10 protein-coding genes are annotated in these 12,789 nt (G+C 62.5%); 3 read left to right on the forward strand and 7 right to left on the reverse strand.

From position 1 onward, the window contains the following. The coding region (locus tag AB0T83_RS19330; protein WP_366194850.1) for a hypothetical protein at positions 1 to 188 on the reverse strand (188 nt) is incomplete at its 3' end. Positions 189 to 254: 66 nt separating this feature from the next. On the opposite strand from AB0T83_RS19330, the gene bhcR reads away from it, so the two are divergent. After that, positions 255 to 1,103 (forward strand): HTH-type transcriptional regulator BhcR, encoded by an 849-nt coding sequence (gene bhcR, locus AB0T83_RS19335; protein WP_366194851.1) that lies wholly within the window; start codon positions 255 to 257, stop codon positions 1,101 to 1,103. Between the two features lie 5 nt (positions 1,104 to 1,108). Here the strand turns inward: bhcR and AB0T83_RS19340 are convergent, their stop codons facing one another. Then, a complete protein-coding gene (locus AB0T83_RS19340; protein ID WP_366194852.1) occupies positions 1,109 to 1,936 on the reverse strand; it encodes a bifunctional allantoicase/(S)-ureidoglycine aminohydrolase in 828 nt (275 codons plus the stop codon). Between the two features lie 1,369 nt (positions 1,937 to 3,305). Between AB0T83_RS19340 and AB0T83_RS19345 the strand changes: the two genes are divergently transcribed. Continuing rightward, positions 3,306 to 5,453: an SBBP repeat-containing protein gene (locus tag AB0T83_RS19345; protein WP_366194853.1), complete on the forward strand. Its 2,148-nt coding sequence runs from the start codon at positions 3,306 to 3,308 to the stop codon at positions 5,451 to 5,453. 88 nt (positions 5,454 to 5,541) lie between these two features. On the opposite strand, the gene AB0T83_RS19350 is transcribed toward AB0T83_RS19345, so the two are convergent. The 5 genes from AB0T83_RS19350 to AB0T83_RS19370 all read right to left on the reverse strand — a co-directional run bounded on the left by AB0T83_RS19350 (position 5,542) and on the right by AB0T83_RS19370 (position 11,514). Then, the gene (locus tag AB0T83_RS19350) at positions 5,542 to 6,678 is read right to left on the reverse strand and encodes an enolase C-terminal domain-like protein (RefSeq protein ID WP_366194854.1); all 1,137 of its coding nucleotides are present in this window, start codon (positions 6,676 to 6,678) and stop codon (positions 5,542 to 5,544) included. Positions 6,679 to 6,824: 146 nt separating this feature from the next. Continuing rightward, a complete protein-coding gene (locus tag AB0T83_RS19355) occupies positions 6,825 to 7,811 on the reverse strand; it encodes a Bug family tripartite tricarboxylate transporter substrate binding protein (protein ID WP_366194855.1) in 987 nt (328 codons plus the stop codon). A 33-nt stretch (positions 7,812 to 7,844) separates the two neighbouring features. Next, positions 7,845 to 9,389: a tripartite tricarboxylate transporter permease gene (locus AB0T83_RS19360; protein ID WP_366194856.1), complete on the reverse strand. Its 1,545-nt coding sequence runs from the start codon at positions 9,387 to 9,389 to the stop codon at positions 7,845 to 7,847. A gap of 1 nt (position 9,390) precedes the next feature. Beyond that, entirely contained in the window at positions 9,391 to 9,960 is a 570-nt protein-coding gene (locus tag AB0T83_RS19365; RefSeq protein ID WP_366194857.1) for a tripartite tricarboxylate transporter TctB family protein, read from the reverse strand. Positions 9,961 to 10,077: 117 nt separating this feature from the next. Continuing rightward, positions 10,078 to 11,514, reverse strand: coding sequence for a sulfatase family protein (locus AB0T83_RS19370; RefSeq protein WP_366194858.1), 1,437 nt, complete (start codon positions 11,512 to 11,514; stop codon positions 10,078 to 10,080). Between the two features lie 147 nt (positions 11,515 to 11,661). Between AB0T83_RS19370 and AB0T83_RS19375 the strand changes: the two genes are divergently transcribed. Next, the gene (locus AB0T83_RS19375; RefSeq protein WP_366194859.1) at positions 11,662 to 12,552 is read left to right on the forward strand and encodes a LysR family transcriptional regulator; all 891 of its coding nucleotides are present in this window, start codon (positions 11,662 to 11,664) and stop codon (positions 12,550 to 12,552) included. Positions 12,553 to 12,789: the final 237 nt, after the last annotated feature.

Raw genomic sequence — 12,789 nt, forward strand, 5'->3', positions numbered from 1 at the left:
TCGATGGTGGGCATATCGCAAGCCTTGCGCAGGCTTTCGGGAATGTTGGTCGGCCCGGGAATGAAAACGGGATTCTGAAAGCTCATGGGTGTCTCCTTGCGTCGTTGCACCCACCATAGGCGGGCTGACCTCGCAGTGAAATTTTTTTGAAATGTGTTTTCAGATTGGTTCAGTCCACGAAAAACCATTTATTGTCATGCGCTTGCTTTTTTCATATCATGAATTAGCCTTTCACAGCAAATCAGAAAGTTCCTATGGAAACGCAAGATAATGGCGGTGGGCCGGTTCGAAAGACGCGGGGCCGTCCGCGCGGATGGGACGACAAGACCAGCCAGAACACCATCAAATCGCTGGATCGCGCGATGGAGGTGTTCGAGTACCTGAGCGAGGCGCAGGGCAAGACCCTGACCGCCATCGCCAGCGAAATGGGACAATCCCCCGCAACAGTGTACCGCGTTCTGGTCACGCTTCAGGGCCGGGGTCTGGTGGAATTCGATGCCGAAGAGCAGCAATGGCACATCGGACCGCGTGCCTTTGTCATCGGCGCGCGCTTCCTGCGCCGCACCAGCCTTGTGGATCGTGCCCGTCCGATCCTGCGCAAGCTGATGGAGGCCACCGGCGAAACCGCCAACATCGGCATCGCGCAGGAAGGCTCGGTGCTGTTTCTCAGCCAGGTGGAAACCCACGCCAGCATCCGCGCCTTCTTTCCCCCCGGCACGCTGTCGCCGTTGCACGCCTCGGGCATCGGCAAGGCCTTGCTGGCGGGCATGGATGACGCGCGGTTGCAGCGCGTGCTGGCATTGGGACCGCTGACAGCCTTTACCGACCAGACTATCACCGACCCGGACGCCCTGCGCCGCGACTTGCAAACGGTGCGCACCCAGGGCTTTGCTTTCGACAATGAGGAAAAGAACAGCGGCATGCGCTGTGTCGCGGCGCCGGTGCACGATGTGACCGGCGAGGCGATTGCCGGGATCTCGGTCTCGGGCCCGACCAGCCGGATCAGTGCCGGGCACATCGACCGGCTCAGCCGCCCCGTGATCGAGGCGGCCCAAGACCTGACGGCGGCCATCGGCGGCCTTCCACCCCAGCCGCATGGATAGGCGGATCAGCGCTGCGGGCGCAGCGGCATCTGGCGGTTTACATCTTTATACAGCAGGTAGCGGAACCGCCCTGGCCCGCCCGCATAGCAGGCCTGCGGGCAGAAGGCGCGCAGCCACATGAAATCGCCGGCCTCGACCTCGACCCAATCGTTGTTCAGCCGATAGACCGCCTTGCCTTCCAGCACGTACAGACCGTGTTCCATCACATGGGTTTCGAGGAAAGGGATCACCGCGCCGGGCTGGAAGGTCACCACCGTGACATGCATGTCGTGGCGCAGGTCGGCGGGATCGACAAAGCGCGTGGTCGCCCATTTGCCATCGGTGCCGGGCATTTCCGTCGGGGCGATGTCGTTTTCGTTCAAGATCAGGAAATCCGGGTGATCCAGCCCTTCGACCGACTGATAGGCCTTGCGCACCCAGTGAAAGCGCAAGACCTCGGGTCCTGCATTGCGCAGGGTCCAGGTGCTGGATGGCGGCAGATAGGCATAGCCGCCCGGCGACATTTCATGTGCGGTACCGTTGAAGATCAGCGTGGCCGTGCCTTCGACAATGAACAGCACGCCCTCGGCCTCGGAATCGGTCTCGGGCCGGTCCGACCCGCCCCCCGGCGCCACTTCCATGATGTACTGCGAGAAGGTCTCGGCAAACCCCGACAGCGGCCGGGCGATCACCCACAGGCGGGTATCGTCCCAGAACGGCAGGAAGCTGGTCACGATATCGCGCATGGTCCCCTTGGGCAGCACCGCATAGGCGTCGGTGAAAACGGCACGATCGGTCAGCAGCTGGTCCTGGCCCGGATGGCCTCCTTGTGGCGCGTAATAGGTGGCGGTCATGGGGGGCTCCTGAATGCGTCGGGTTTGCTTCAGTAACTATGACGGCCGACCCTGCCCCCGCCACCCGGAAAGCACCGTCATCTCTTTTCGGATAATTTTGATAATCCGGGCGCATTTGTCCGCCTGCCGGGGAAAACGGGACATGTCCGGACATTCCGTGGCCAAGATTGACCTTTGTCAAAGTTGGCGCCGTGGCAGGTGTCTAAAGTTGCCGGAATCTTCTACGGATCGCTTCGTGCGAAGGTTTCCCATGAGTAAACTTCTCGGGAAAGATTTCCAGGGTCATGCGGGGGTCGAAGTGATGATCGGGCAAGACGGTCGCCACATTCGGTAGCCTGGAAAACACCGGCTTTGGGATCGAACCCCGGGTCATCGTTTTCGGCCCAGCATTCAGCCCCTGTACGGCCCCGTATATCCGAAAACGGTTTCAGAATTTCGATCACGGCCCCGTTATATTTTTTTGTATGCAAATGTACACGGCATCTGGAACGCAAGACCAATGCCAACAATCAGCGCAAATTCGTGAGGGTTTATTACCATCGCGTTGCCATGGGTTGATTTGGACACCGGACCGCACATCTGGATTCTGCTTCGGCATTAACCCGCCGACACAATGTGCCGTTCCCGTCATCCTGCAAATTCGCCTGCCTTGAATCCGCTGTTCAGGCAATGGTCCAGCGCCCGACCCTTGGGGAGGCATGGCAATGATTCGCCGACTTGTGGCCGACAATGCCGCAATTTCCATGGTCTTCCGGGTGACATGATTCGCCCACAACGGAAGCTCGCGACGTCAAGCGTTGCGGGATTACGGCATCGGAAGATGGGTCACGCCGATCCGGAGTCACTATTTCCATACACGAGGATTGCGGCGTCTTCAGGTTGGCAGAACAATGGAAGTCTGCCGCGACCCGCTTGGCATTTTTCCGATCAAATGAAAATTTCACGGAAGATGTTCGCCGCTTGACCGAATGGTTGGCCGCTTCGAATCAAAATTGACTTTCAGGTAATGAACGTCCGTTACCTGTTGCGATTGATGTAGAAATCAGGATTTCAGCTCCTGCTTCTGCCGTTCATCCCGCCGAATTGGCGCAGGGTGCGTCATCCGAAATACGACGTGGATTTCACCGCATTCCATACAGATGCCCTCATCTTGCAAAGCCTTCAAATGCGGTCTGCCCGGAACGCGTGCGCCATGCCTGCCAAACCATCTAACCCTAGGTCACTTAGGCGGATTTCAGCCTAGATCCTCGCGCTTGGGTTGCGTCAAGGGAAACTACACGCATAGGTTGCATTACAACGTCAGCGTGCATTCTGCGGAACAGCGTTTCGCAGGTGCTGGTTCAGAAATGATCAAGTGGAAGAGGTAGTAATGTCAAGTTACGGGCTGCAGAGTTCTTTTTCGACATTTGTAGATGGTCAACGCTCTTACCGAACTGTGGCTCGAGATGTCGCTGTAGATAGTGCCGGAAACATCTACGTGACAGGCGGGACATCCTCGCCGAATGGCGTCGCCATCACACCGGGGCTGGACTACAAGACCAAACAGGGCGGCGCCAGCGCAGGCCGCGCCGATGAAATGGATGTCATCATCCAGAAGTACGCGCCCGACGGCACCCTGCTGTGGTCCGGCCGGATCGGCGGCGAGGGATACGACCGCGCCTATGCGCTGGAGGTTTCCGACGACGGCTATGTCTATATCGCAGGCCGGGCCGGGGATGGCCTTGGTACGACCGCAGGGGCTTTCCAGCGCAGCTTCGGCGGCGATGCGGTTCCCAACAACTTGTACGGCGATCAGGACGGCTTCGTCACCAAGCTGGACGCCGATACCGGCGCGATGGAGTGGACGACCTACCTGGGCGGCAGTGATGCCGGGTTCATCCGTGACATCGATGTGGATGATCAGGGCGTGGTGCATGTGGGCTATACCAATGCAGACGGCAACTCGTCCGACAATCTGCTGACCCCCGATGCGATGAACCGCGCGCCGGGCAGCAACATGTACCTGCAATTGTCGTCGGATGGTCAATCGCTGCTCTATGGCACCCATCTGGGCGGCAGCGGTCACGGCGTGCCGTCCGTGCGCGTCGACGACCAGGGCGACATCAATATCTCGTTCACTGCCAATAACTACGGCAATGTGACCACGACAGCAGGCGCCCTGCAAAGCCATGCCCTGGGCGATGACGATATCTATCTCGCCAAGCTCGACGGGCAAACCAACGGGCGCACCCTGAAGGCCGCCACGTTCTTCGGCGGTTCAGATCGCGAAGGCTCGGAAACGCATCAGCTGGCTGTCAACAGCCAGGGGGATTTCTACGCCCTGTCGTTCTCCTCCAGCACCGATATCACGACCAGTGCAACGGCATATCAGTCCAGCCTGAATGGCCCGAGCGACGCCATGATCACGCATATCTCGGCTGATGGGACAACGCTGCTGGGTGCCACCTATTTCGGCGGCTCGGGTGGCGAAGGCGCCGAAGGGATCGTGGTGACGGACAAGGCAGTCTACATCACCGGCTCCACCAACTCGGCCGATCTTCCGGTCACGGATTACACCACCTTCGGGGGCTACGGTGGCGGTCAGGATGGCTTCCTTGCGGTATTCAGCACGGATCTGTCGACCCTTCTCTACGCGACCTACATCGGCGGTTCGCGGGACGATGCGGCCCGCGCCATCGAAGTTGCGGACAATGGCGACGTGATCATCGGCGGACAGACCATGTCGGGCGACTTCGACCTTCTGAACGCCAACGACGGCCACAAGGCCGGCAGCCGCGCGGGCTTTGTCACCAAGCTGAACGAAGTCGACGACTCGCTGAGCGGCAGCGGCGGTTCGGGTGGAACCGGCGGGACTGGCGGCACGGGAGGAACCGGGACCGGCAACCTGATCGTCTCGGGGGGCGACGGGAATGATGTTCTGGACTATTCCGGCAGCACCCTGAACCTCTACATCGAGGCCGGAAACGGCAACGACACGGTCATCGGCGGCGACATGGATGACGAGATCTACGGCGAGGCCGGAAGCGACTATCTGGAGGGTGGCACCGGGGATGACGAATTGTACGGACAGAACGGTCACGATTCGATCAACGGGGGCGACGGGGATGACATCCTGCTCGGCGCCAAGGGCAAGGACTCCCTGTCCGGTGGCAACGGCAACGATATTCTGGATGGCGGAACCCTGCAGGATACGATGACCGGCGGCGCCGGCGCGGACACCTTCGCGTTCTCGGTGGTCGAGGATCGGTATTGCGACAGCGTCACCGACTTCAATATCCTGGAGGGCGACACGCTGAACCTGACCGGCATCTTCGGGGGACAGGATTTGTCCGCCGGGATCGACAACTTCATCCAGCTGCAGGTCAACGGCGCCGACACGCTCGTGCTGGTGGATCAGGACGGTCAGGGCGGAAACTTCGTGGATATCGCCGAACTGGAAGGCATCGCGCTGCATCAGCTGGCCTCGGCCTATGTGGCCAGCGGGCTGATTTCCGTGGATGTCGATCTGAACCTCTGAGGTCGGCCCAGCCGAAAAACACGCGCGGCGCTGCGGAATTTCCGTGGCGCCGCTTTCCGTTATGGGGATGCCGGTCCGGACGCGCGGGTCAGGCCGTGTCCCCGGCCACATCCAGAGAGGTGGCTCCGGCGATCGCCTGGGGCGTCAGCGCGCAGCCAAGCCCCGGTGCGGCAGGTGGCACGACAGTGCCCGCCTCGGGCAGCACCATTTCCGAGACAATCGACGTGAACATCGGGCTTTCGTCGAACTGCATCTCCAGCAGCTGGCCGTTGTCCAGCGCCAGAGCAGTATGGACGCTGGCCATATGGGCGATGGGGCCGGACGGGTTGTGAATGGACACTGCGGTGCCATAGCCGCGCGCCAGCTTCGCCATCTCAAGGATCCCGTGACAGCCGCCGGCGTATTTCACATCCGGCATGATCACATCATAGGCGCCCGCCTTCAGGAACGGCAGAACCTGATCGGGCGACACCGACATTTCCAGACCCGCCAGCCGCATGTCATGGGCATGTGCCAAGGCCCGCAGGTTGGCCAATGCGGCGATGTTGTCCGTGACCTCGGGCAAGGGGCATTCGAACCAGCCCACGCCCATGTCGGCCAGCGCCGCCAGCGTTTCGGCGGCGGCGTCCGGGGTGAAGCGCCAGTGGCAGTCGACCATCAGCGACAGGTCCGGGGCCAAGCAGCCGGCCACGGCGGCGACCCGTGCCAATCCGGCGTCGATCCGTGCGCGGCCCTCGGCTGTTCCGCAGATCTCGGGAACAAGATCGTCAAAAGGCGCGACCTTGAAGTGACGAAAGCCTTGGCGCATCGCCAGCCGCGCGCTGGCTTCAAACCCCGCCGGGCTGCGATCCTCGGTCCGCCGGTTGATGTTGGCGTAGATGTGCAGCGGTGCGGGCGCGGTCTCCGGCGCAAGACTCTGCCAGACAGGCCGGCCCTGTTGCGCGGCTTCCACGTCACACAGGGCCTGTTCCAAAGCCGACAGTATGGCGCAGGTTTCCAGCCCCGCCCCCTCGGGAGGCCTGGCAAGCGCCGGGGACGGTGCCTTGCCCAGAAAGGGGCGCAGCAGGCGGGCCGCGTCGGATTGCAGGTTCGGACCGGCGTTGCCGAGCGTGTATTCACCGGTTCCGGTCACCCCGTCGGCGGTTTCCACCACCAGATGACGCCACAGGGTATTTTCGCTGACGCGGATATCGTGCAGCTTGATCGTTCGGATACTGTCGGTCACCTGAGGCTGCTCCTGAAACGGGTTGGACCGACCCGAAAATCGGCCAGCCAGGCACACATCATACCCGCGCAGCGGGCCAAGGGAATTATGACACGCCTCGGGCCGCCCCGCCGCTGGTTCCGGCGGGGCAGATTTTTCGGAGCAGTCTATTGCTGCATGAAGTTGTCGAAGACGCGGGTCAGGTCAACGACCTCTTGCGGCAGGCGGGCGCAATAGTCGGCACCCGATTGCGTATAGGGCGAAAAGCCGAAGTTGACCGCGAACTCGGTGAACGCCTCGCTGGTCACCGTGGCATGCACCAGCTCTTCCAAATGTTCCTGAACGTCATCGGGCACGCCGGACGGCAGGAAAATTCCCCGGATGACGGCGATGTCAATGCGGGCATCCTCGTTCCAGTCGCCCATGTGCCTGGTGCCGCGCAGCGGTTCTTGGCTGATGCCGGACAGATCGCCCGCAGCGGCCAGAACCTTCAGATCGCCGTTGACCACATCGGACATCAGAACCGGGCTAATGATGACCCCCATGTTGACCTGATTGGCAAGGATGGCCTTTTTCAGCGGCCCGCCGCCACCGAAGTTGACGATGTTGATGTCCAGATCGCTGGTCCCGGCGAGGGTCGAGGCCACGAAATCGGTCGGGCTGAGCTTGCCGGTGATGCCCACGGTCATCTTGCCGGGGTTTGCCCTTGCGGCCTCGATGAAGTCGCCCAGATCCTCGAACCCGTTGTCCTTGTGGCTGAGCATCCATGCGGGGGTGTTGAACACGCCGCCCGCGCAGGCAAGGTTTTCCAGTCCGAAGGGCGGGTTGTCACGGAAGGCCACCGCACCTGACACGTCCGATGAACCGTTGATGGCGATGGTGTGGCCATCGGGTTCGGATTTCACCAGGGCCATCATGCCGTTGATCCCGGCCGAGCCGGGGATGTTTTCGACCAGCACGGGAACGCCGGCCTGTGTCTCCATCGCTGCCGCGAAGGCGCGGGCAATGGTGTCGGTGCCGCCGCCGGGCTTGTAGGGCACGATCAGCCGGATGTTGTCGCTTGGGAAATCCGCCGCCTGCGCCACGCTGCCCGTCAGGGCCGCCAGTCCGAAGGCCGCGGCGACCGCGGTCTTGTGAAAATGTCGGTATTTCATATCTCTCCTCCCGAGAATGGGCCTGCGCCCGGTTCAGTCGCCGGGGGCCAACCGCCCCGTACGTTCTTCGCTTTGGTCTTTCAGCCGGTTGGCCGCGCTGCGCGCCTTGAAGGCCGAGCGGATCTCGATCCCGATCAGGATGACGATGACCGAGGCCAGCACCATACGCGGCCATGTGCCGACAAAGGTGGTCCATTCGCCGCCTGACAGGGCGAGGCCCAGCCGGATGTTGTATTCGATGATCGGCCCCAGGATCGCCCCCAGCACGATGGTCACGACGGGGAAGCCGCGTCCTTCCAGCCAGAACCCCAGAAGGCCGAAGATGATCGCCACATAGACCGGGAACAGCATGTTCGCGCTGGAAAACGCGCCGATGGTGGCGAACACCAGGATGAAGGGGAACAGCACCGACCGTTCGCGTTGCAGCACGAAGACAAAGCTGCCGATGGCGGTCCAAGCGATGATGAACATGAACACCGTGGCGATCAGCAGCGCCGCCAGCAGGCCATAGACGATATGGGGATCATCCCGCATCAGGCTGACGCCGGGGGTCAGCCCGTGCATCACCATGGCGCCCAGCATGATCGCCGTGGATCCATCGCCCGGAATGCCCAGGGTCAGCATCGGCACCAGCGCGCCGCCGGTGGTCGCGTTGTTGGAGCTTTCGGGCGCAAGGATGCCCTCGGGCACGCCAGTGCCGAATGCTTCGGGCGGCGGGTTCTTGGACTGGTTCTTGACCGTCGCATAGCTGAGCCAGGTCGAGCCATCTGCCCCCACGCCGGGGATCGCCCCGATGCCGATGCCATAGGCGGCGCCGATGACCCAGGCCTTCCAGCGGCGCAGCAGATCACCCAGCCCCGGCAGGTTCAGCTTGACATCACGGGTCAGAAGCTCGGTTCCCTTGACGGTCATGGCGATGTCGGAAAACACCACCGCGAAGCCGAAGACCCCCACCAGCACGGCGGCGAAGGGCACACCGCTTTCCAGGATCGGCAGGCTGAAGGTATAGCGCATGACCGCGTCCTGCCCGTCCATGCCGACGGATGAAATCAGCAGCCCCACCAGCACCCCGGCAAATCCCTTGACCATCGATCCCCGCGCGAAGGCCGAGACCATGACCAGACCGGCAATGCCGATCAGGGCGATGTCGGGCGGCGCGCTGTCCAATGCGATGGTGGCTATGAAGGGGATCGCGGTGACGGCCGCCACCCAGCCCAGCAGCCCCCCGGCGGTCGAGCCCATGGTGGCATATCCAAGCGCCAGCCCGGCCTCGCCGCGCAGGGCCATCGGGTAGCCATCCACCGCCGTGCAGGCCGAGGCCGGCGTGCCGGGCGTGCGCAACAGGATCGCCGAGAAAGAACCGCCCAGCTTGGTGCCCACATAGATCCCGATCATGATCGCGAAGGCCGGCAGAGTCTCCATTGCGAAGGTGATGGGCAGCAGGACGATGATCGCCATGGGCGACGACAGGCCGGGCAAGGCACCGACCAGAATGCCAAGGGCGGTGCCGACGAACAACAGCGCCAGGTTCGACAGCGAGCTCATTTCGACAAAGCCCTGGATCAGACCTTCCAGCATGTCAGAGCCCCACCATCGATAATGCGTCGAGAAGGAAAGGCGTCACCGGATCCCAGGTGTAGCCCTTCAGGTTCAGATGCAGAATGCGGACGAACAACAGCCACAGGGCAAAAGCCCCGACCAGCGAGATCACCGCATCGCCCTTCCAGTCGCCACGCGCATACAGGCGGAACAGTGCGAACAGGAAGATCGGGGTGACGATGGCAAATCCAAAGACCCGCAGCAGGCTGACATAGGCCATCAGGAACGCGAAAGTCGCCACGCGGCGGAACAGGATCAGGCGGTTCTCGGCCTGCTGTTCGGGCGGAACCGGTGTGCGGGTCAGCTTGCGCTCGGCCCGGATTTTCAGGATGGATTGCACCACGTAGATAATGGACAGCACGCTCAGAAGGCTGGAATAGATGAACGGCATCGTGCGCCAGGTCATCCCGCCCGGCCCCGGCCAGACGCCCGATCCGTTGGGGTTGATGTAGAGGAACCCCGCCAATGCAAAGACCAAAAGCCCGACGGCCGTCACAAGGTCTTTCCAGCCCTCGCTGATCTGGCCGCTGCGTCCTCCCTGCGCCTCCATGTCAGATCATCTCCATCTGGCTGATGTGGTCGTGATGTGGCGGGTGCCCTGCCCGTCCGTTCCGGCGGAGCCGCCCGGATTGCGCACCGGGTGCAGCGGCCATGCGCAAGCGATGTGTCATGCCGGGGCCGGGGTGAAGGGAATGTCCACCGTCGCGTCGATCTGCGCCCGCCCACCATTGGCGTCGATCACCGCCTGCTGGTCGGCAAAGGCGCGGCGGTTGACCTCCTCCGGGTCGCAGACCGCCCGCAAGGCACCATCCATTTCAGCCAATATTGCCGCGTGAGCCGGATCCTTTGCAAGGTCGCGCCGTTCGTCCGGATCGGCGACCAGATCGAACAATTGCGGCACCGTGCCGACATAGGCGATGTATTTCCACCGCCCCTTGCGCAGCATGAACTGCCCGGTGTCGGACCCCGAAGCGTGGTATTGCGACAGCACTGCCCGCCCCGGATCGGCCCCTTGCGCCAGATCGAACAGGGAGCGCCCCGGATAAGCCTCTGCCGAAGCCTCCACCCCTGTTGCTGCGACCGCCGTCGGTGCCACATCCAGAAGCGAGACCGGCGTGTCCACCGTGGCCCCTTGTGGCACCCCCGGCCCGGACAGGATCATCGGCACGCCGACGCTGTCCTCATACATGACCGATTTTCCCCACAGGCCCCGGCTGCCAAGGTTGTCGCCGTGGTCCGAGGTATACAGCACCGCCGTGTTGTCTCCGAAGCCCGAAGTCTCCAGCGCTTCTAGAACCTCGCCGATCAGCGCATCCAGCCGCGTGACCATGCCGAAATAGGCCCTTAAAGCAATGGCTTTGCGCTCATCGTTGAAGTACTTGTCATAGTCGAAATAGCCACGCATCCGGTTCAGGGTTGGATGATTGTCCGCCGGAGCGTCCAGACCTTGCGACAGCGCCTCCAGCCCGTATTTCTCGTAAAGATTATAGTAGGCCTCGGGCGCCACAAGCGGGAAATGTGGCATCACGAAACTGACGAACAGCACGAAGGGCGTTGCCGCATCCGCCGCCGCGCGCCGCCGCAACCAGTCGCAGGCCACCCCGGCAATCCGGGTGTCATACTCCGAATAGGTGGAACTGCCCTTGCCCGCCCCCGTCGCCATGTCGCTGGTGCCAACCTTGGCCGGCAGTTCCTTGCGGAACAGCCCTTTCAAGTCACCCTTGCCGTCGACCACATGCAGCGGGATCAATTCCTCAGTGAAGCCATAGTCGTCGCCGCCCCGAAAATGCAGCTTGCCGATGGACACCACATCCGCCCCCTGATCGCGCAGAACCTCGTGCCAACTGCGCGGGGTTCCGGCGTAGGGGATTGCATTGTCCCAATAGCCGATGTCGTGCACATGCCGCCCGGTGGCCAGCGAGGCGCGTGACGGCACACAGATCGGGCTGTTGCAATAAGCCGAGGTGAACTTGGTTCCGCCCGCCGCCAGTCGATCCAGGTTCGGCGTCTGCACGAAGGGATGCCCATAGCATCCGGCGATCTTGCGATTGTGTTCGTCCGACAGGAGGAACAACAGGTTCTGGGGCGTTGTCTGGTCGGGCAAATGGGGCCTCACCGCGTTGGGACATCAGGTGGGGCGACGATAGGCCGAACGGATATTCCGCGTTAGCGCAATTTTCATCGCAACACATAACGCAATGGAATACCTTAGCCGCAAATGCTGGCATCGCTCTGCAGGGAAAGGCAGAAAATGGAAACCCAACACATCCGATTTGTGCGCGAGGTGGCCGCGCGCGGCAATATCTCTTCGGCGGCCCGCGAACTGGGCCTCACCCAACCGGCCCTGACCAAGATCATCTCCCGCGTCGAGGATCTGGTCGGCGCACAGCTGTTTGACCGCGGCCCGCGCGGCGTCTCCCTGACCCCGCTGGGCCAGCTGTTCCTGGAACGGATGGAGCGGGTCGAACGGGAAATGCACAATCTTTCAAGCGACATCCGCGCCCGCCAGCAAGGGATCACCGGGACCGTGTCGATCGCAGCCGGCCAGTTCTGGCTGGGCCGAATCCTGCCCAAGGTCGTGACTGAACTGCATCGAAAGGCCCCCGGCATCCACCTGCGGATCAAGACCGGCACCCGTGAAGAACTGCTGCACTTCCTGCGCTCCGGGCAAGTGGACATGATGCTGGGCCGCATCACCCGCGACATGCCCGAAGATCTGATCGGAGAAGAACTGGCCGAGTTGCGCATGATGCTGATCGCCCGCGCCAATCATCCGCTGGCGCAAAAGGATACCTCGGTCACCCACGAGAATTTGCGCCACTACGGCTGTATCCTGCCGCCGCGCGACGACCCCTCGATCCGCTATGCCTTTACCAGCTTCGGGCTGGAGCCGCCCCCGGCCAGGGTAGAGGCCGTGTCGCGCCAGTTCATCGACCGGCTGCTGGTTTCCAGCGATCTTCTGACCGTGGTGCCCGCCATCAAGGGCCGCGACATCGGACCAGAACTTACCCGCCTGCGCGCCGATTGGCTGACATGGGCCAGCAGCGCGGGAATCATGCTGGTGCGCGATCGAAGCCTCCTGCCCTGCTGCCACGTGTTTCTCGACGTGTTGCGCGCCGAGATGGCCCACCAGGAGTCCTGACCCCGCTCCTCGTCACCACGTCGCAAAGCCACCCGGCGCCCCCCGTTTTTCTTGTCGGAAATACTCCGGGGAGCGCGAGGGGCTGGCCCCTCGCACCCATGTGTTGTACCTACTCGGCAGCGTCCCTGTAGGGCGCGGGTTCGCCGTAGGGGACGTTGATGCCGCCATAGCGGCGGACGCGCAGGTTGCACTGTTCGGCATGGCCGACGAAGCCCTCCAGCAGGCACAGGCGCGAGC

Origin of the sequence: Meridianimarinicoccus marinus (assembly GCF_040689105.1) — a bacterium.
Classification (GTDB): domain Bacteria; phylum Pseudomonadota; class Alphaproteobacteria; order Rhodobacterales; family Rhodobacteraceae; genus Meridianimarinicoccus; species Meridianimarinicoccus marinus.

Coding starts and splice junctions, on each gene's coding strand:
- AB0T83_RS19355 (WP_366194855.1), bottom strand. CDS start 7,811: ATGAAATACCGACATTTTCACAAGACCGCGGTCGCCGCGGCCTTCGGA.
- AB0T83_RS19340 (WP_366194852.1), bottom strand. CDS start 1,936: ATGACCGCCACCTATTACGCGCCACAAGGAGGCCATCCGGGCCAGGAC.
- AB0T83_RS19375 (WP_366194859.1), top strand. CDS start 11,662: ATGGAAACCCAACACATCCGATTTGTGCGCGAGGTGGCCGCGCGCGGC.
- AB0T83_RS19360 (WP_366194856.1), bottom strand. CDS start 9,389: ATGCTGGAAGGTCTGATCCAGGGCTTTGTCGAAATGAGCTCGCTGTCG.
- AB0T83_RS19365 (WP_366194857.1), bottom strand. CDS start 9,960: ATGGAGGCGCAGGGAGGACGCAGCGGCCAGATCAGCGAGGGCTGGAAA.
- AB0T83_RS19345 (WP_366194853.1), top strand. CDS start 3,306: ATGTCAAGTTACGGGCTGCAGAGTTCTTTTTCGACATTTGTAGATGGT.
- bhcR (WP_366194851.1), top strand. CDS start 255: ATGGAAACGCAAGATAATGGCGGTGGGCCGGTTCGAAAGACGCGGGGC.